The sequence below is a fragment of the Sphingomonas sp. UYAg733 genome (assembly GCF_054057355.1).
This window is the reverse complement of sequence record NZ_JBSRZE010000010.1, coordinates 64,562-83,703: the sequence shown is the minus strand read 5'-3', so window position 1 is coordinate 83,703 and position 19,142 is coordinate 64,562. Positions and strand designations below refer to the sequence as shown.

Sequence of the window (19,142 nt, the reverse complement as noted above, 5' to 3'; positions counted from 1 at the left end):
GCTATTCCGCGCGGTGATGACGGGGGAAATCGAAGCAGTCGGCGATATCGCCACGGGTGCTCTGATCGGGCGCGCGGTCGAACCGGGCGCCGGCGATGGCCATGCCACGGGCCATGCACATGGCCTGTGCCTCAATTGCGGCACCGCGCTGATCGGCGATTATTGCCATGCGTGCGGCCAGAGCGAGCATGTCCATCGCTCGCTCGGCTCGATCGGCCACGACCTGCTTCATGGCGTGTTCCATTTCGAGGGCAAGATCTGGCGCACCTTGCCGATGCTGCTGTTCCATCCCGGTGCGCTGACCCGGCGCTATGTCGCGGGCGAGCGCGCGCGCTTCGTCTCGCCGCTCGCGCTGTACCTGTTCTTCGTGTTCCTGATGTTCGCCTCGATCCACACATTCGGCGGCGAACTCGACGACGGGCTGACCCCGGCGGCGCGTCAAACGACGATCAGCAATCTCGATAAACAGATCGCCAAGGCCTCGACCGAACTGGCCAAGCTCGAAGCGGCGTCGACCAAGGCCGGCACGACCGACCCAGGCGACGATATCGTCGCTATGCGCTCCACCGTGAAGGCGCTGCAGACCGCACGCACGGCCACCGCGGCACCCGGCAGCGGCACCAAGGGCAGTCATTCCGATCTCACGACCAGCTGGCCCGCACTCGACAAGGGCGTCGCCAAATTCAACGCCAACCCCGGGCTGATGCTCTACAAGCTGCAGTCGAGCGCGTATAAATATAGCTGGGCGCTGATCCCGATCTCAGTGCCGTTCGTCGCTCTGCTGTTTCTGTGGCGGCGTCGCTTCAAGCTTTACGATCACGCGATCTTCGTGACCTATTCGCTGTGCTTCATGATGTTGCTGGTGACCGTCTTCAGCCTCGGGCTGATGGTCAACGTGCCGAGCGGATGGCTCACCGCGCTGCTGCTGATCGCACCGCCGGTACATATGTTCGCGCAATTGCGCGGTGCCTATTCGCTGCGCAAGCGATCGGCGTTGTGGCGCACCGTCATCTTGATGACCTTTTCACTGTTCGCGCTGATTCTCTGGGGGATGCTGCTGCTGGTGCTCGGCCTGACCGGCTAGACGTCGAGCGCTGTTCAGACGCACGGGTAGAGCTGGTCAGACGCGAAGCCTTGCGCTCGCCTGCGGCAACCCCGTTCGGACAATGAGAAAGAGCGCGCCGGTGTAAAACCGGCAGGGGATGACATGCCAGCTTAGCCGTCATGGGTGAATCACCACCGGCGGCAGGACCGCGGCGACGAGCGGTCAGAGATATGTCACACCCCTTAGTGTCAAATCTCCTGCCGCCGCCGGGACAGGAGCTCGCTATATTATTATCTTATATATCAATAGCTTAATATAAAGCAGCCAACATTGGATGCGGGACACGCCGAGATTGGGAGCCTCAAGCGTTTCCCATGACCGGCGGGAAGCCCGCCCGCCGAATATCGTTCATGCGAGTGCCCGATTTGGCTTCGCTCAAACGATTTCGCTCGGCACGAACGCATCGGGTCATAAAAAACCCTCCCGCGCGGATCCGCGCGGGAGGGTTATGGTCGAACCGCCGAAGCGGCTGATGACCTGGATCAGGCCCCGGCCGGTGCCGGGTTGCCGAACGGACCCTTGGGACGGCGCGTCTTGGGGATCGAGGTTCCGCCGGCCGGCACCGATGGCGCCTTGGGCCCGCTGTCGCGATCGATTGCGTTGCCCGCGACCAGCGCCTTGATCTCTTCACCGGTCAGCGTCTCGAACTCGAGCAATGCGCCGGCAATGGCGTGCAGCTGATCGACATGCCTGGTGATCAGCTCAGTCGCGCGAGCATGCCCGCCCTCGACCAATCGGCGGATTTCGCCATCGATCGCGAGCGCCGTCTCGTTCGACATGTTGTGACGCTGAGTCTGCGAATAACCGAGGAACGTCTCACCCTGCTGCTCTTCATATTGCAGCGGGCCGATCGCTTCCGACATGCCCCATTGCGTGACCATCGCGCGGGCGAGCTTGGTCGCCTGCTTGATGTCGCTCGAGGCGCCTGACGACACCTTGTCGTGACCGAAGATCACTTCTTCGGCGACGCGGCCACCCATGACCGACGCCAGATCGGCATACATCTTGTCGCGGTGGTACGAGTAATTGTCGCGCTCCGGCATGCTCACCACCATGCCCAGGGCACCGCCACGCGGGATGATCGTCGCCTTGTGGATCGGGTCCGACGCCAGTTCATGGACGCGGACCAGCGCGTGGCCCGCTTCGTGATAGGCGGTCATGCGCTTCTCGTCGGGGGTCATGACGAGCGATTTCCACTCAGTGCCCATGATCACGCGATCCTTGGCGATCTCGAACTGCGCCATTGCGACAAGGCGCTTGCCGAGCCGCGCGGCCATCAGCGCCGCTTCGTTGACGAGGTTGGCGAGATCAGCGCCCGACATGCCCGGCGTGCCGCGCGCGAGCGTGCGTGCATCGACGTCAGGTGCCAGCGGCAGCTTTTTCATATGGACTTCGAGGATTTTCACGCGGCCTTCGATATCGGGCAGCGGCACCGTCACGCGGCGATCAAAGCGGCCCGGACGCAGCAAGGCAGGATCGAGCACGTCGGGACGGTTGGTCGCCGCGACGATGATGATGCCTTCGCTCGCCTCGAACCCGTCCATTTCGACCAGCAGCTGGTTGAGGGTCTGTTCTCGTTCGTCGTTACCATTTCCAAGGCCGGCACCACGATGGCGACCGACCGCGTCGATTTCGTCGATGAAGACGATGCATGGCGCCGATTTCTTGGCCTGTTCGAACATGTCGCGCACGCGGCTCGCGCCGACGCCGACGAACATTTCGACAAAGTCCGAACCGGAAATAGTGAAGAAGGGCACGCCAGCCTCGCCCGCAATGGCGCGGGCGAGCAAAGTCTTGCCGGTACCGGGCGAGCCGACCAGCAGCGCGCCCTTGGGAATCTTGCCGCCGAGGCGCGCGAATTTGGTCGGATCCTTCAGGAACTCGACGATCTCCTGCAGCTCTTCGCGCGCTTCGTCGATGCCAGCGACGTCGTCGAAGGTCACGCGGCCTTCTTTCTGTGTCAGCATCTTCGCACGCGATTTACCGAAGCCCATCGCGCCGGAGCCGGAATTCTTCTGCATCTGGCGCAGCACGAAAAATGCGATGCCGAGGAACAGCAGGAATGGCAGCGACTGGATCAGGATGACCTGCCAGATCGCCGGGCCTTCCTCAGGCTTGGCAGTGATCACGACATTCTTGGCGCGCAGCTTTTCGGTCAGCTGCGGATCGGCCATCGCATAGGTACGGAAACGCGTATCGTCGCGCAGCGTGCCGGAAATCACGTCGCCAGCGACATTGACCTCCTTGACCGTGCCCTCCTGAACCTTGTCGAGGAAGGTCGAATAGGCAATCGCGCCGCTCGCCGCCGGGGTGGTGCGGGTGTCGATCATGGTCACGAACAGCGCCAACGCGACGAGGATGCACACCCATACGAGCAGGCTCTTCATCCAGGGGTTGGGGCCGCCGCCGTCGGGGCCGGGCTGCTTGTCGTTGTCGTTCATCGGTGCGCGTACCTTTCGTGACCATAAGATAGGCGACGCGAGGTTAATGGCAATGGAACAAGCGCAGGACTCGGGCTGATAGGTGCTATCGCCGGGGCGGCGCCTCGCGGAATCGCCAGATATCACCCTTTGGCGACGCCATCACGCCGGCCTGGGTCGCCGACCTGCCCCCCTCCAGTGCATCGAGCAGCGCTTCGATATTGGCGGCGGATGACCATTTCGGCGAATCGATCGCCGCCGATTCGCGCACCCGGGAAATCGCGATCCGCGCCAGACGGCGGCGAACCTCGCGCGGCAGCGCGGTGACATCGACCTGCTGCTCGTCCCGCCGTTCGTCGCCGTCACCCTGAATCGCGCGACTGCCCCACAGCCATGCCTCCAGGGCGCGCAGGTCATGATCCGCTTCGGCGAGATAACCCGCAGACCGGGCGATCTGCCCCGCATCAAGCCATAAATTTTCGCGCAACAATATCCGAAAGCGGGTCCGGCCGAACCGATCATTCGCATTGCTCGGATCATCGACAAACGGCAGCGCTTCGGTCTCGGCCACGGCGCGCAATTCGGCGCAGCGCCAGCCGAGCAGCGGCCGGACCAGCATCAGCCCGTGGCCCAGATCCTGAACCGGTCTCACCGCCGCCAGCCCCGACAGACCGGCACCGCGCGCCGCGCGCATCAGGAATGTTTCGGCCTGGTCGTCGGCATGGTGCGCGGTGGCGAGCATGGTGGCGCCGCTCTCGACCGCCCAGTCTCGCAAAGCGAGGTAACGGGCGTCGCGAGCGGTGGCCTGAATATTGGCCGGCCCGATCTGTCCGGCAAGCGCCAGCGTCGCGTGAGGGATGTCATGGGTCGCGCAATATCGGGCAACCATTGCCGCCTCCGCCGCACCCTCCGGCCGCAAGCCATGATCGACGGTCGCTGCGATCGTCCGCCCAGGATGAGCCGCGTTGCCCAGGGCGAGCATTGCCATACTGTCCGGTCCACCCGACACCGCCAGTGCCAGCCGATCGTCCGGCCCCAACGGCCGCCGCAACGCCGCCTCCAGGTCGCGGCGGAAACGCGCGACCTTGTCGGAGGCCGTCACCTCATTTGCATTTGGAGGTGACACGGCCACCCGTCACATCGGCCTTCATCTGCGGCGACAATTTGTCGGGATAGACATCCTCGAGCTCGTCATAGACCTTGCACACCTCGGCCGCCGGCTTGTTGAGCTTCACCAGCGCCTGGGCGAGATAGAACAGGCTCTCATGCGCCCGGTCGCCCTTCGGCATCTTGCGATAATTGTCGTAGAAAGCGAGGATCGCGAGGTTTGGCTTGCCGCCATCGAGCAGCGACCGGCCAAGCATATTCTGTGCGCGGCTAATGCGCCGATGCTGCGGATAATCCTTGATCAGGGATTTGAACTGCACCTCGGCCTCCGGGTAGAGCTTTGCCTCCCACAGCCGATAGCCGTAATTATAGGTGTCTTCGCCGGCGTCGTCGGTCGCCGGCTTCTCGATTGCCGCGAGGCGCCCGGCGCGGGCCGGATCCTTGGCGGACGTGGACGTGCCCGCTGCCGGGGCCACCGCCGGTGTCGTCGGCTTTGGCGGTACTGGCTTTGGCGTCAACGGCTTGGGCGTGACTGGCCTGGTTGGGTCAGTCGCGATTGGCGGCGTCGCCGTATCTCCGGCCACCGCACTGCCCGACGTCGTGCCTTCGATCGCCGCCAGTCGCGCCTCGGTCGATCGCTTGAATGCGGCAAAACCTTCCTCGATCTGGCGGTTCTTGAACTGGAGCTGCTCGATCTGTCCGGTCAGGCCGCTCAATTGCGATTCGAGCGCATCGACCCGCGCAGTAAGATCGGCGACCGGGCTGCCCGAGGGCGTCCCCGATGGCTGGGTGGGGTATTCGCCGGGCGCGATGTCGGGCTGGATCAGCTGGTTGTTGCCCCCCTGACCCTGTGGCGGAAAGACCTTGCGCTGCACGGCGCGCATCTGACCTTCGAGCCGCTCGACGCGGTTCTCGACCGCCGATTGCGCGACAGCGGTGCCGGGGATCGCCCCGACCCCGATCAGAAGAACAGCCGCCGTCAAATAGTTACGCATGAACACCCCCCGGTGCAGTGAATGGGGTGGTATAGCTGACATTGTCATCCTGTCGCCAGTCTTAAGGAGTGGGTGTCGATGGCGCCGATGGCGCGGGCGGCGTAGCTGAGGCGGCGGGTGTCGGTACGCCGGTCGGGGAAGTTTCGGGTCGGCGCTGCGTCGTAAATGCAAGTGGAATCCGCGTCGCAGTGGCGGTCGGCGTCGCCCGGCTGGTCGGCGCGGCGACCGGCACCGACACGCCATTGACCCGTCCCTTCAATGCGGCGGCGCTGATACCGATATCCTTGATCGCCAGCCGCCCGTCACCGAGCGGCGGTAACTGCGATCCGTTGAGCAGGATCTGAAGCTTGTCGGGGCGGCCGATATTGATCATCGGGCCATTGGCATCGGCCGGTACATCATAGCGATCGCCCGGCTTCATCGTATTCTGGAACAAGGTCTTGCCGGTCGCGTCATAGATGCGCAGCCAGATATCGTCGGTCGCGACCAGCGTTACTTGTCCGCCGGCAGGCGCGGCCGGGGTTGGATTGGCGACCGGTGCCATCGGTACGGCCCCGCCTTCGGCCATGGGCGAGGCAGGCGCGGAGCCTTCGCCGCGGAACAGATTGGTGCCGAACCACAGCCCCGCCGCGATCAGCAGGAGGACCGCCAGCACCGCGGTGACCACGACAACACCGCCGGTCGGCGTGCGCGCGGGATCGTTGATCTCATAGGCTTCATATTCGGTGCGCCGCACACCCGTGTCATTCTGGCTGCGCACCTCGCGCGCGATCGCGACTTCGTCCATGCCGACGGCCCGGGCATAGGCCTTGGCGAAACCGACCGAATAGGTGACCGAAGGCAAGGCCGCGAAGTTGCTCGTTTCGATCGCTTCGAGCTGACGAATTGGGATGCGCGTGCGCGCCGCGATCTCGGCCAGCGACAGCCCCTGTGCTTCGCGCGCATCGCGCAGCCGCTCACCTGCCGTCTTGGGGAACAGGGTGGCTTCCTCGCCGGATTCGACGTCGGTCATGAGTGTCTCCGGCAGGAGGGTGCGGCCCGATATTATTTCCTGCGATTACGACGTGTCTCACAAAGGGTCGCGGCGGTGTCAACGCCCGCTTTACCCACCCGTCACGCAATCACGCCAGTTCGACGCCGCTTTCCACCGCCCAGGCGGTCAATTCCCCGCGCATGTCGCGCGGCGGCGCCGCCAGCAGCGTCTTCATATGCGCCATCAGAGCGTCCCGATCGAGCGAGCGGACCATGGCCTTGATCGGGCCGACCGCCGCCGGCGTGATCGACAGCCGATCGATGCCGAGCCCGATCAGCGCCATCGCCTCCAATGGCCGGCCGCCCATCTCGCCGCACACACCGAGCGGTACCCCAGCTTGCGCAGTCGGTGCGACGAGCCGCGCGATGAAACGCAGGATCGCCGGGCTGAGCCAGTCATAGCGTTCGGCAAGCTTTGGATTGGCACGGTCGGCGGCGAACAGGAACTGAGTCAGGTCGTTGGTACCGATCGACAGAAAATCGAGCTTGGGCAGCAGGATATCGAGCTGCTCGGCGAGCGCCGGCACTTCGAGCATCGCGCCATAATTGATCTCGTTGGGCAATTTGCGACCGCGCTGCGCGAACCATTCGCGCTGCGTCTCGAACAGCGCGCGCGCTTCCTCATATTCCCAAGGTTCGGAGACCATCGGGAACATCACATTGAGCGTCCGCCCCGCCGCCGCCTCGAGCAGCGCGCGTGCCTGTACTTTCATCAACCCGTCACGTTCGAGCGCGAGGCGCAGCGCGCGCCAGCCCATCGCCGGATTTTCTTCCTCGCCGCCGTCCTGGATCAGATAAGGCAGTGCCTTGTCGCCACCGATATCGACGGTACGGAAGATCACCGGCCGGTCGCCGGCCGCGTCGAGCACTTCCTTGTAGAGCCGCTGCTGGCGCTCGCGCGCGGGCAAGGTGGCCGACACCAGGAACTGGAATTCGGTCCGAAACAGCCCGATGCCATCCGCTCCGGTCATGTCGAGCGCCGCGACATCGTCGCGCAGGCCGGCGTTGACCATCACCGTCACGCGGTGGCCGTCGGTGGTGATCGGTAATTCGGACTTCAGCGCGGCAAACACCGCGCGACGCTTCTGGCGCAGCTGCAGCTTCGTCTCGAACGCTTCCTCCATCGCCGGCGATGGCCGCGCAAAGACATTGGCCGCGGTCGAGTCGAGCAGCAACATGTCGCCCTCGGCGATCGAGCGGCGCACACCCTTGACCCGGCCGAGCACCGGCACGCCCATCGCCCGCGCGACGATGGTAACATGGGCGGTCAGCGATCCTTCCTCGAGGATCACGCCCTTCAGCCGGCGCCGGTCATATTCGAGCAGCTCGGCGGGGCCGAGATTGCGCGCGATCAGGATCGTGTCCTGCCTGAGCCCGCCTTGCGCGGCAGTGCCCATCTGGCCCGACACGATGCGCAGCAACCGGTTCGACAGGTCCTCCAGGTCGTGCATGCGATCGGCGAGCAATGGATCGTCGATCTGGCGCATGCGCTGACGCGTGCGTTGTTGTACGCGCTCGATCGCGGCTTCGGCGGTCAGGCCGGAATCGATCGCCTCGTTGATGCGCCGGCTCCAGCCCTCGTCATAAGCGAACATCTTGTAGGTCTGCAGTACTTCGTCATGTTCGCCGCCGACGCCGAATTCGGCCTGGCTGGCGATCCGTTCGATCTGCTCGCGCATCTTGTCGAATGCGGCATAGACGCGGTGGCGCTCGGCATCGATATCCTCGGCGACGGTGTGCTCGATCGTGATGCGCGGCTGGTGGAACACGGCATAACCGCTGCCCATGCCCTCGACCAGCTTGAGCCCCTCGATGCGCATCGCGGCGGTCGATTGCGGGCGCAATGTCGCTTCGCCGCTGGCATCGACCAGATCGGCATTGGCGATCAGCTCGCTCAGCACCATCGCGACGGTCTGCAATGCCTCGATCTCGACATCGTCATATTTGTGCGGATCGGCATGCTGCACGCACAGCACGCCGACCGAGCGTTCGCGGCGGATGATCGGCACACCGGCAAAGCTGTGGAATTTCTCCTCGCCCGTTTCGGGCTTGTAGGCGAAATCGGGATGACTCGCGGCTTCGTCGAGGTTGAGCGTCTCGACTTGCTCGGCGATGGTGCCGACCAGCCCCTCGCCCAGCGCGAGCTTGGTGACATGCACTGCCTCCTGCGCCAGGCCGCGCGTCGCATAGAGTTCGAGCACCCCTTCGCGCAGCAGATAGATCGAGCAGACCTCGCTCGACATCGCTTCGCCGACGATCCCGACCACCGAATTGAGCTTGGCCTGTGCCGCCGTGCGCGACGCCATCACATCGTGCAATCGAACCAGGATTTCACGGGCGGAGTTGGCGGCAGTTGGCATGACCCCAGCGCTATCAGATTGTTGCGCGGGGAGCCATCGCGCAGGCATGCGACTTTGCCAAAATCTCGAGCAGTATCTGGCCCTCCATCACCACAATGCCCGAACCGGACAATTCCGGCTGTTCCCCGACCTCGATGGACAAGAGGCTGCGACGTCCCATGCGCGTTCCCTGTTCGACCAACAGCGCGTTTCCGCGCAGCAGGCGCTCCCCGAAAAGATATGCCGCCAATGGGCCCGCCGCCGTGCCGGTCGCGGCATCTTCCCAAAGGCCGACCGTCGGATTGAAGAAGCGCGCATAGGCGTCCGAGCCGGAGTCCGCGTCGAACCAATAGAGATAACAGCCCTCCGCCTGCGCCCCTGTAAGGATGCTCAGCAGCGCCGGCACACTCGGTTCGGCCCGATCAACCGCTGCCTTGTCACGGACACGAACCAGCAGATGCGCCGCGCCCGTATCGGCCACCCGGGGCGCCGGGTCGAAAAGGAAATCTCCAGCCGCCAGACCCAGCGCCGTCGCCAGGCCGCCCGTATCGCTCAGGACCGGCAACAGCCGGAGCGGCTTCTGCCGCATTCGACCATGCGCCCGATCGCCGCGGCGTTCGAGAATGACCGGAAGAACCGCGTCCCCAATCTCCTGATGAAAGGTCGTCGCCGAGTCCAACGGGCCGAGCGCATCGCCCCGCGCCAGCCACAGCCACGCGCCAAGGGCATTATGGCCCGCACCGAATACCTCGGATCCCGCCGCAGTGAACGAACGGAGCTTCCGGTCCGCTTTCGTGCTGCGCATGATGAAGGTCGTTTCCGCCTGATTGAACTCGCGTGCGATCGCGCGAAGCACGTCATCCGAAAGCTGCTCGCCACCTTCGACGACCGCCAGCGGATTACCCTCCAGGGGAACATCAGCAAAAACATCGACCATACCGAACGCCAGCTGACCCATTGCGATACTCCAAATGATGATGACAATTCATCTCAAAATCTGCACACCGTCTCGGTATACAAGTGGCCTAAGCTCCACAATTGAGCAATTCTCAGCATAAGATGAGCAGGATTCATCATGAATGACCTTCCGCCGCTTGCTGCGCTACGAACGTTCGAGGCCGTGGCGCGGCATGCGAGTTTCAAGCGTGCGGCGTTCGAGCTTTCGGTGACGCCAACGGCGGTCAGCCATCAGATCCGACAGCTAGAGGACTATCTGGGCATCAAATTGCTCGACCGAAGCCCGAGGTGGGTTCTGCTGACGCCCGGCGGTGCCGAGCTCTATGAAGCGGCGGCGGCGGCGCTGAAGACGATTGGTGACGCGGCCAGACGCGTGCGGAAAAGGAACGGCCTGGAGAAAGTAACGCTTTCCGCGAACACCGCCTTTATGAGCCAGTGGCTTGTTCCGCGTTTGGCGGAATTGCAGGCGATCCTTCCATCGGTCGACCTCCGCCTGCACGCATCCGACGATCTGGTCGATCTTCGGCGCGGCGAGGTGGACATCGCGATCCGCTACGGCCCGGGCGGCTATTCGAATGTGGATTCCGTCAAATTGGCCGATGACGTATTCGCGCCCGTTTGCAGCCCGTCGCTTGGCGTAAGGGACTCGTCGACACTGAAGAATGCCGTTCTTCTCCATATCGACGGACGGCGAGCACCCGATCCGGCACCGGACTGGGCCCGGTGGTGCGCCGCTGCACAGGTCGATCGGATCGATGTGAATGCCGGCCCCCGCTTCACCGATGGCGGTCATGCGATTCAAGCGGCCATTGCCGGGCACGGCATTGTCATCGCCAGCCTGGTTCTCGTCGCCGACGCGCTGGCGGCCGGGCTGCTGGTTCAGCCGTTTGCTCCGGTCCTGCCCGGCGATTCATATCATTTCGTGGCCACGCCTGGGGCGTCCGATTCCCCCGCTATCTCCGACCTGCGGCTGTGGATGGCAAGCGCACTCCGTCCCCACGCCGCTCGCCTCATGGAACACCTCGCCTGACCGAACCCGCAAAGACTCAGTCGAACAGCCCATCCTGCGAATCCGCTGGCGGGTTGAGGCCGAGATGCTTCCATCCCCCCGCGTTCAGGCACCGTCCCCGTGCGGTGCGCGCGATCAGCCCGAGCTGAATCAGATAGGGTTCGATCACTTCCTCGATCGTGTCACGCGGTTCGGACAAGCCCGCCGCGAGCGTCTCCACCCCGACCGGGCCGCCGCGATAGACGTCGGCGATCATCATAAGATAACGCCGGTCCATCGCATCGAGCCCGAGCGAGTCGACTTCGAGCCGGTTGAGCGCTCCATCGGCGGCGCCGGCGTCAACGATGGCTGTCCCGGCGACTGTGGCGAAGTCGCGCACCCGGCGCAGCAAACGACCGGCGATCCGCGGCGTGCCGCGCGAGCGCCGCGCGATCTCATGCGCGCCATCGGCCGAGACATGCAGGTCGAGCAATGACGCCGCCCGCGCGACCACGCGTTCAAGCTCGTCCACGGTGTAGAAATTGAGCCGCACCGGAATGCCGAACCGGTCGCGCAGCGGCGTGGTCAGCAGCCCCTGCCGCGTAGTCGCGCCGACCAGAGTGAAACGCGGCAGATCGATCCGCACGCTGCGCGCGCTCGGCCCCTCTCCGATCATCAGGTCGAGCGCGCGGTCCTCCATCGCCGGATAGAGTATTTCCTCGACCGCCGGCGCAAGGCGGTGGATCTCGTCGATGAACAGAACATCGCCATCCTCGAGATTGGTCAGCAACGCAGCAAGATCACCCGACTTGGCGATCACCGGACCGGAGGTGGCGCGGAACCCCACGCCCATCTCGCGCGCGACGATCTGCGCCAGCGTGGTCTTGCCGAGCCCGGGCGGCCCGAAGAACAACACATGGTCGAGCGCATCGCCGCGCGATTTGGCGGCGGCGATGAACACACGCAGATTCTCGCGCGCCGCCTTTTGCCCGACAAACTCGTCGAGCGATTTGGGGCGCAGCGCGGCATCGATATCCTCGGGCTTGCGCTCGGGCGTCATGAAGCGGTCGGCATCAGTCACTGGTCCAACTAGCGGGCGGCGGGCGGTCCTGTCTATCGCGACGCGGCGTATTGCCCTATGGTCCGCGCGCTGCAGGATAAGGGTCGCACCACCACAGCCTCGCATGGAGTGACCGCATGAAACCCAAAAGCCCCCTCGTCATCGGCGGCCTTGGCTGCGCCCTGCTGCTCGCCGGCTGTGGCGGAACGCCTGCCGGCAACACCAGCGGCGTGACGACCGCCGAAACCAGCGGGAGTGGCAGCAGTGGCGGGAAGGCGCCGCCGGCCGATTTCAAGGCGACCGATGCCTGCGCGCTGCTCGACAAGGCGGTGGTCGCCGACGTGCTCAAGACCCCGGTGACCGCGGCCACGCTCGGGCTGGTCCATGAATCGAGCGGCAGCGACGCCGCGACCTCCGAATGTACTTATGAAACCGCCGACGGCAAGGCGAGCGTAATGACGCGCTGGTCGCCGATCGCCGACAACACCGCCGATGCGATCAAGATGGCACGCGACGGTGTCGCCGCTTCGATGAAGGCCTTCAGCGACAAACCGGTCGAGGATATTCCCGGCCTCGGCAAGGCGGCATTCTTCGTGCCCGGCATCAACCAGCTCAACGTGTTCATTGGCGATGACAAGTTCGTCGTGATTACGACGCCGGGTGGCGCCGAGGGCCGCGAGACTGCGCTGGCGCTGGCTAAAAAGGTCGGGGCGTGATTGAATCCCGCTCCACGTTTATGTGGATGATATCTAAATCCTGAGGTCAACATGCTTGGTGCGTGTCGTTGAGCCCGGTCACTTGCTGTGCGGCAATTTACCGTTACCAGCCAAGACAACGATACCCATTAATGGCGCATCAGGTGTCGTACGGCAATATTCAATTGCCTCGAGCCACGCTTTAGCAAATTGAGCCTTGTCCTGCGCAAACTTCAGCCGGTGGTCGATCAGGCCAGCGCCTCGCAAATATTTCGTAAATTTATTGCTTTCTATTGGCTTGTCAGGAAATAACGTTTTATACCAATCGGCGTCAAGTACAGCCTGCTTACATTGATAGCCCAAGCCAAGATTATCGAAGTCGTAATCGCTAAAATCAACATTAAGACGTACTTTACCGACTGCCTTAGCCCCATCGCCTAATTTGAACCGAGGAGAGCTCGATTTAGTGAGGGCCAAATCATCCAAAATTTTTGAACGGCTTGATTGAACGATAACGAGGTTCGCCGGATTTCCTTCAGCCGATACGTCGGCCTGAATCACCACCTCCCCATAGTGGCCCAATGATTTGGCTTCCGGGGGGCAGTTTGATCTCAACATATAGTTCAGGTGATTCAGGCGCAGCGACGCCCGGTGATTGTGCGCGCAGCGCCGTGAGCGCACTACATGAAAATAGGATGGCCCCAGCACTAAGTATTCCGCAAGCTCTACTAAACATCACTTCGCTGCCTTTCTTAACGCCAGCCGCACCAACGCGTCGAGCGTCACGCCAACACCCAATTCCTCCTCGGCCGAAGTGACCGCGGCGCTGGCCTCGGCGGGGCGGAAGCCGAGGTTGAGCATCGCCGATACCGCATCCGCGCCGGCACCGCTCGGTGCGAGGGGCGTCGCGCCGCCGATCGCAACGCCACCGATCCTGTCCTTCAATTCGCGCACGATACGTTCGGCGAGCTTGGGCCCGACGCCATTGGCACGCGCGACCATCGCCTTGTCCTGCGCGAGGATGGCGCGGCTCAGATCGGCCGGGTCGAGCGCCGACAGGATCGCCAGCGCCACCCGTGCCCCGACGCCCTGCACACCGGTCAATAGCCGGAACCAGTCGCGCTCGCCCGCGGTGGAGAAGCCGACCAGACGGATGAAATCCTCCGCCACCAGCATTTCGGTATGGAGCATTACCGCTTCGCCAACCGGCCCGATGCTCGCCAGCGTCCTGGTCGAGGCGCCGACCAGATAACCGACGCCGCCGACATCGACCACCGCATGATCGATACCGGTTGCGTCGAGGCGGCCCTTGAGATGCGCGATCATCCGTTATCCATAGGCGGAATTGGACCTGATACTAAACCCCGTTCGGTCAGGTCCGCTGAATCACCCGCGCCGACGCCAGATGATGCGCGTGGCAGATCGCCACCGCGAGCGCGTCGGCCGCGTCCGGTCCGTCGATCTTCACCCCCGGTAACAACCGCGCGACCATCGCATGGACTTGCGCCTTTTCTGCCGTGCCGGTGCCGACCACCGCCTTCTTGACCAGCCGCGGTGCGTATTCGCCAACCTCTACCCCGCTGCGCGCCGCCGCGCACAGGATGACGCCGCGCGCATGTGCGAGCTTCAACGTCGATTGCGGGTTGGCGTTGACGAACACCTCCTCGGCCGCAGCGCCATCGGGCAAGTGGTCGGCGATCAGCGCCGCGACCATCGTGTCGAGATGCGCGAGGCGGCGCGGCAGCGACGCGGCGCTGTCGGTCTTGAGCCGGCCATTGGCGAGGTGGGACAGCCGGTTGCCCTCAGCCCGAATCACCCCCCAACCGGTCGTACCCAGACCCGGATCGAGGCCGAGGATGATCATATATAATCCTCCCCGGAACGGGGACCGGCGAAGCTGGTGGAGGGGGCGTGCCAAACAGCGTTACGCTTGTGGAGAGCTCCCTCCACCATTTGCCGGAGGAGGCAAATGGTCCCCCTCCCCGTGCCGGGGAGGAGTGAGATCAACCCAGCTTCTCCATCACCTCGTCGGAGACTTCGTAATTGCCCCATACTGTCTGGACGTCGTCGTCGTCGTCGAGCGTGTCGATCAGCTTGAACAACAGCCCCGCATCGCCTTCGCCGACCTCGACCATGGTCTGCGGACGCCAGGCGAGCTTCGCGCCCTCGGGTTCGCCGAGCACCGGGGTGATCGCCTTGACCACCTCGTGCAGCGAATCGTTCGACGTCCAGATCTCATGGCCGTCCTCGGTCGATGACACATCCTCCGCGCCGGCGTCGAGCGCTGCTTCGAACACCGCATCGGCGTCGCCCGCGCTCGCCGGATAATTGATCAGGCCCATGCGGTCGAACCCATGGCTGACCGATCCCGATGCGCCGAGATTGCCGCCATTCTTCGCCACCGCAGTGCGCACATTGGTCGCGGTGCGGTTACGGTTGTCGGTCAGTGCCTCGATGATCAGCGACACGCCGCCGGGGCCGAAACCCTCGTAACGGATTTCCTCATAGGTCTCGGCATCGCTGCGGCTCGCCTTGTCGATCGAGCGCTGGATATTGTCCTTGGGCAGCGACGCCGCCTTGGCCGCGTTGACCGCCATGCGCAGGCGCGGATTCATGTCCGGATCGGGCAGGCCCATCTTCGCCGCGACGGTGATTTCGCGGCTCAGCTTGGAAAAGAGCGAACTGCGCTTCTTATCCTGCGCACCCTTGCGGTGCATGATGTTCTTGAACTTGGAATGGCCTGCCATGGGAGAGTCCTGAAAAACTAACCGTTCGGGCCGGGCCTGTTAAAGCCCTGCCCCTCGCTGAACCTGCGGTGGTAGAAGAAAGAACAGCCCTTCGACAAGCTCAGGACGAACGGAAGAGGCCCGTCAGGCGAGCCCGAGTGCGATCTTGTAGGTTTCGAGCAACGCCTCCGCCTCATCGCGGTGATGCTTTTCCATGCGCCGCAGTCGCACGATCGCGCGCATCGTCTTGGTATCGTAACCGGTCGACTTGGCTTCGGCATAGACATCCTTGATGTCGTCGGCGATGCCCTTTTTCTCTTCCTCGAGACGCTCGATGCGCTCGATCAGGAGGCGTAGCTGGTCGGCGGCGATGATGTCGCTCATGAGTGGGAAAGCTCCGGATAAAAGATGAAGGCGCGCGTCTAGGGCATGACACGACGCGGCTCAACCATGGCTGCGATCAATTCGGTGGAAAAGCCTGACGGACACCGTTAATCTTGACCGCAACGCCGTGGCGCATGACAAAATCGACTTGCTCCAGCCGCGTCACATCAACCAGCGGATCGCCGGTCACCGCGATGATGTCGGCGAACTTGCCCGGTTCGAGCGAGCCGAGCTGATCCTTGCGCCCGAGCAAATCGGCGGCATCGATCGTCGCCGCGCGAATCGCCGTGGCGGGTTTCATCCCCGCCCTGATCATCAGCGCGAACTCCTTCGCATTCTCGCCGTGGCGCGACACGCCGGTATCGGTACCGAAGGCGATTTTGACCCCGCCGGCGATGGCGCGCTTATGACTTGCCGCCGCGACGGCGCCCGCCGCTTCCGCCTTGGCGATCGTCGCCGGCGGCAATTGACCGCCGCGCGCCTGGGCCAGCGCCGCGACCGGCGCGATCATCGTCGGCACCAGCCACGCATCATGCTGTTTGAACAGCCGGATCGTCGAGTCTTCGAGGAACGTGCCATGCTCGATCGAATCGACCCCTGCCTCGAGCGCCGCCTCGGTTCCCTCACGGGCATGTGAGTGCGCCGCGACCTTGCGGCCGAAGCCGTGTGCCGTGTCGACGATCGCTTTCATTTCCTCCGGCGTCATTTGCCGCCCGAGCCCGCCCGCGACATTCGACAGCACGCCGCCGGTCGCCGCGAACTTGATCACCTGCGCGCCGAGCGAAATCTGCGCACGTACCGCACGCCGACAATCGTCGGGCCCGTCACACGTGTTGATCTGGTGCGCATGGACAGTCTCGGCATAATCTTCGGCCAGGCCGTTGCTGCCATCGCCATGCCCGCCGGTGACCGAGACCATCAGCCCGGCATTGACGATCGTTGGCCCGACCACAGCCCCCGCCTCGACCCCGTCACGCAGCGCGCGGATGCCGCGCGGATTGCCGCCAAGGTCACGCACCGTGGTGAACCCCGCCTCCAGCGTAACGCGCGCATTTCGTTCGGCCTCGATCAGGTCATCGCCGCCGTCACGGTTGAGCTCGCCGAGCCGCGAGCGCAGTGGATCCCCTCCAATGCCCCACAGATGGACGTGCATGTCGATCAGCCCGGGCAGAACGTAGCGATCCTTGAGGTCGATGACGCTGGCATCACCGTCCGGTGCCGCAAAACCATCGCGCAACTCAACCACCTTGCCCTCGCGCACCACGATGGTGGTTGCGTCGCGTGCCGGCTGGCCAGGGCGATCGATGACATGCCCGGCCTGGATATAAATTGTCCTGGGCGGAGTTACAGGTGCGGTCTGCGCCTGCGCCGTTCCCGTCATGCCCATGCCGAGCATGATCGCCGACCCCAATATCCGACGCATATCCGTCCCCCGTTTTCCGTTGGGGTCAGCCTAGCGGGATAGCGCGGCTAATCAATCGCGCGTGTCACGCATTCTTCGCGACACTCTCACGCATGCGGTCGAGCTGCTCCGGCGTTGCCTCGGTCTGATGCGCTGCCTTCCAGGCGCCATAGGGCATACCGTAGATCGTTTCGCGCGCCGCGCCCTTGTCCAGCGCGCCATCGCTTGCCTCTTCGATCCAGTCCGACAGGCAGTTGCGGCAAAATCCGGCGAGGCCCATCAGGTCGATATTCTGCGCATCGTCACGGTGACGCAGATGCGCGACGAGCCGACGGAACGCGACGGCCGCTACGGCATCGTCAAGGTCTTCGAGCCGCGCCATTTGAAATTCTCCCGGTTGATCGGCGGGAGATAGGCTTTAGAGCCGGGGCCGCAAGCGCAAGGACGTAAAGAATGACCAAGGCCATCAGCCCCCGATCGCGCAAAGTTCGCGTTCTCGCCACGCTCGGCCCCGCGAGCAACAGCGTCGAGATGATCAGCCGGCTGTTCGAGGCCGGCGCCGACGCGTTCCGCGTGAACATGAGTCATGGCGATCAGGAATCGAAAGTCGCGGTGATCAAGGCGATCCGCAGCCTCGAAAAGAAATATGGCCGCCCGACCACGATCCTCGCCGATCTTCAGGGACCGAAACTGCGCGTCGGCAAGTTCGAGGGCGGCCGCACCGAACTGGTCACCGGCACCATCTTCACGCTCGATCGCGATAAGACGCCGGGCGATGCGACGCGCGTAGAATTGCCGCACAAGGAGATTTTCGCCGCGATCGAACCGGGCGCGCGGCTGTTGCTGGACGACGGCAAGCTGGTGCTGCGCGTGACCGAGCATGACGCCGACCATATCGTCACCCGGGTCGAGGTCGGCGGCGCCCTGTCCAACAACAAGGGCCTCAACGTGCCCGACGTGGTCGTGCCGATGGCCGCGCTGACGCCGAAGGACCGCAGCGATCTCGCTTTCGCGATCGACCAGGGCGTCGACTGGATCGCGCTGAGCTTTGTGCAGCGGCCCGAGGATCTGGCCGAGGCACGCAAGCTGATCGGCGGCAAGGCGGCGCTGCTCGCCAAGATCGAGAAACCATCGGCGATCGAGCGCCTCGAGGAGATCGTTGAGCATTGCGACGGCGTGATGGTCGCGCGCGGCGATCTCGGCGTCGAATTGCCGCCCGAATCGGTACCGCCGTTGCAAAAACGCATCGTCGAAGTGTCGCGCCGCCAAGGCAAGCCGGTGGTGGTCGCGACGCAGATGCTCGAATCGATGATCACTTCGCCTTCGCCGACCCGCGCGGAAGTCTCCGACGTGGCGACCGCGGTCTATGACGGCGCCGATGCGATCATGTTGTCGGCGGAAAGCGCCGCCGGCGCCTGGCCGATCGAATCGGTCGCGATGATGAATTCAATCGGCATCGCGGTCGAAAGCGACCCCGGACATGGCGACCGCGTCCATTTCACCATTACCCGCCCCGACCCGACCACCGCCGACGCGCTCGCCGAGGCGGCCAAGAACATCGCCGCGACGGTCGATGCGGTGGCGATCATCTGCTTCACCGTATCCGGGTCGACCGCGCGCCGCGTCGCGCGCGAGCGTCCATCGGTGCCGCTGATGGTGCTGACCCCCAAGCTGGAAACGGCGCGGCGTCTCGGCCTGTTATGGGGCACGCACGCGGTCCATACACGCGACATCGAGTCGTTCGAGGAGATGGTGGCGAAGGCCAAGCGCATGGCGCTCCGGCACAATATCGCCAAGGCGGGCGACCGCGTGATTCTGATTGCCGGCGTGCCGTTCCGCACCCCGGGATCGACCAACGTGCTGCACGTCGTGCGCATCATCGGTGACGAGCTAAAGGGTTATACCGACCAGGACGGATCGACCGGCGGGTAA

The 19,142-nt window shown here is 64.1% G+C and carries 18 protein-coding genes; 4 read left to right on the top strand and 14 right to left on the bottom strand.

Annotation, left to right across the window (positions count from 1 at the left end; translation table 11 throughout):
- Window positions 1-16 precede the first annotated feature (16 nt).
- Window positions 17-1,084, top strand: a complete 1,068-nt coding sequence (locus ACVWZA_RS15995; RefSeq protein WP_457312253.1) for a DUF3667 domain-containing protein — start codon at window positions 17-19, stop codon at window positions 1,082-1,084.
- Between the two features lie 503 nt (window positions 1,085-1,587).
- On the opposite strand, the gene ftsH is transcribed toward ACVWZA_RS15995, so the two are convergent.
- The 6 genes from ftsH to ACVWZA_RS15965 all read right to left on the bottom strand — a co-directional run bounded on the left by ftsH (window position 1,588) and on the right by ACVWZA_RS15965 (window position 9,935).
- The gene (gene ftsH / locus ACVWZA_RS15990) at window positions 1,588-3,546 is read right to left on the bottom strand and encodes an ATP-dependent zinc metalloprotease FtsH (RefSeq protein WP_457312252.1); all 1,959 of its coding nucleotides are present in this window, start codon (window positions 3,544-3,546) and stop codon (window positions 1,588-1,590) included.
- Window positions 3,547-3,631: 85 nt separating this feature from the next.
- Complete coding sequence (gene tilS / locus ACVWZA_RS15985) at window positions 3,632-4,627, bottom strand: tRNA lysidine(34) synthetase TilS (RefSeq protein ID WP_457312251.1); 996 nt, start codon at window positions 4,625-4,627, stop codon at window positions 3,632-3,634.
- Window position 4,628: 1 nt separating this feature from the next.
- Window positions 4,629-5,627 (bottom strand): hypothetical protein, encoded by a 999-nt coding sequence (locus ACVWZA_RS15980; protein ID WP_457312250.1) that lies wholly within the window; start codon window positions 5,625-5,627, stop codon window positions 4,629-4,631.
- A 61-nt stretch (window positions 5,628-5,688) separates the two neighbouring features.
- Window positions 5,689-6,639 (bottom strand): helix-turn-helix domain-containing protein, encoded by a 951-nt coding sequence (locus ACVWZA_RS15975; RefSeq protein ID WP_457312249.1) that lies wholly within the window; start codon window positions 6,637-6,639, stop codon window positions 5,689-5,691.
- A gap of 109 nt (window positions 6,640-6,748) precedes the next feature.
- The gene (ptsP, locus tag ACVWZA_RS15970; RefSeq protein WP_457312248.1) at window positions 6,749-9,019 is read right to left on the bottom strand and encodes a phosphoenolpyruvate--protein phosphotransferase; all 2,271 of its coding nucleotides are present in this window, start codon (window positions 9,017-9,019) and stop codon (window positions 6,749-6,751) included.
- A gap of 13 nt (window positions 9,020-9,032) precedes the next feature.
- Complete coding sequence (locus ACVWZA_RS15965) at window positions 9,033-9,935, bottom strand: PhzF family phenazine biosynthesis protein (RefSeq protein ID WP_457312273.1); 903 nt, start codon at window positions 9,933-9,935, stop codon at window positions 9,033-9,035.
- Between the two features lie 138 nt (window positions 9,936-10,073).
- On the opposite strand from ACVWZA_RS15965, the gene ACVWZA_RS15960 reads away from it, so the two are divergent.
- A complete protein-coding gene (locus ACVWZA_RS15960; RefSeq protein ID WP_457312247.1) occupies window positions 10,074-10,985 on the top strand; it encodes a LysR substrate-binding domain-containing protein in 912 nt (303 codons plus the stop codon).
- 16 nt (window positions 10,986-11,001) lie between these two features.
- Here ACVWZA_RS15960 and ruvB read toward each other — a convergent pair whose 3' ends face one another.
- On the bottom strand, window positions 11,002-12,024 hold the full coding sequence (gene ruvB, locus ACVWZA_RS15955) for a Holliday junction branch migration DNA helicase RuvB (RefSeq protein WP_457312246.1): 1,023 nt from the start codon (window positions 12,022-12,024) through the stop codon (window positions 11,002-11,004).
- Between the two features lie 116 nt (window positions 12,025-12,140).
- On the opposite strand from ruvB, the gene ACVWZA_RS15950 reads away from it, so the two are divergent.
- Window positions 12,141-12,719 (top strand): hypothetical protein, encoded by a 579-nt coding sequence (locus ACVWZA_RS15950; RefSeq protein WP_457312245.1) that lies wholly within the window; start codon window positions 12,141-12,143, stop codon window positions 12,717-12,719.
- A gap of 78 nt (window positions 12,720-12,797) precedes the next feature.
- Here the strand turns inward: ACVWZA_RS15950 and ACVWZA_RS15945 are convergent, their stop codons facing one another.
- The 7 genes from ACVWZA_RS15945 to ACVWZA_RS15915 all read right to left on the bottom strand — a co-directional run bounded on the left by ACVWZA_RS15945 (window position 12,798) and on the right by ACVWZA_RS15915 (window position 17,592).
- Window positions 12,798-13,316, bottom strand: a complete 519-nt coding sequence (locus ACVWZA_RS15945; RefSeq protein WP_457312272.1) for a TonB family protein — start codon at window positions 13,314-13,316, stop codon at window positions 12,798-12,800.
- 117 nt (window positions 13,317-13,433) lie between these two features.
- Window positions 13,434-14,024 (bottom strand): Holliday junction branch migration protein RuvA, encoded by a 591-nt coding sequence (gene ruvA / locus ACVWZA_RS15940; protein ID WP_457312244.1) that lies wholly within the window; start codon window positions 14,022-14,024, stop codon window positions 13,434-13,436.
- Window positions 14,025-14,070: 46 nt separating this feature from the next.
- Window positions 14,071-14,562 carry a crossover junction endodeoxyribonuclease RuvC gene (ruvC, locus tag ACVWZA_RS15935; RefSeq protein WP_457312243.1) on the bottom strand — a complete coding sequence of 164 codons (492 nt, stop codon included), beginning with the start codon at window positions 14,560-14,562 and terminating at the stop codon, window positions 14,071-14,073.
- Window positions 14,563-14,701: 139 nt separating this feature from the next.
- Window positions 14,702-15,445: a YebC/PmpR family DNA-binding transcriptional regulator gene (locus ACVWZA_RS15930; protein ID WP_457312242.1), complete on the bottom strand. Its 744-nt coding sequence runs from the start codon at window positions 15,443-15,445 to the stop codon at window positions 14,702-14,704.
- 123 nt (window positions 15,446-15,568) lie between these two features.
- Window positions 15,569-15,808 carry a DUF2312 domain-containing protein gene (locus ACVWZA_RS15925; protein ID WP_183109878.1) on the bottom strand — a complete coding sequence of 80 codons (240 nt, stop codon included), beginning with the start codon at window positions 15,806-15,808 and terminating at the stop codon, window positions 15,569-15,571.
- Window positions 15,809-15,884: 76 nt separating this feature from the next.
- Window positions 15,885-17,231, bottom strand: coding sequence for an amidohydrolase family protein (locus ACVWZA_RS15920; RefSeq protein WP_457312241.1), 1,347 nt, complete (start codon window positions 17,229-17,231; stop codon window positions 15,885-15,887).
- A 64-nt stretch (window positions 17,232-17,295) separates the two neighbouring features.
- A complete protein-coding gene (locus tag ACVWZA_RS15915) occupies window positions 17,296-17,592 on the bottom strand; it encodes a DUF1244 domain-containing protein (protein WP_457312240.1) in 297 nt (98 codons plus the stop codon).
- A 71-nt stretch (window positions 17,593-17,663) separates the two neighbouring features.
- Between ACVWZA_RS15915 and pyk the strand changes: the two genes are divergently transcribed.
- A complete protein-coding gene (gene pyk, locus ACVWZA_RS15910; protein WP_457312239.1) occupies window positions 17,664-19,142 on the top strand; it encodes a pyruvate kinase in 1,479 nt (492 codons plus the stop codon).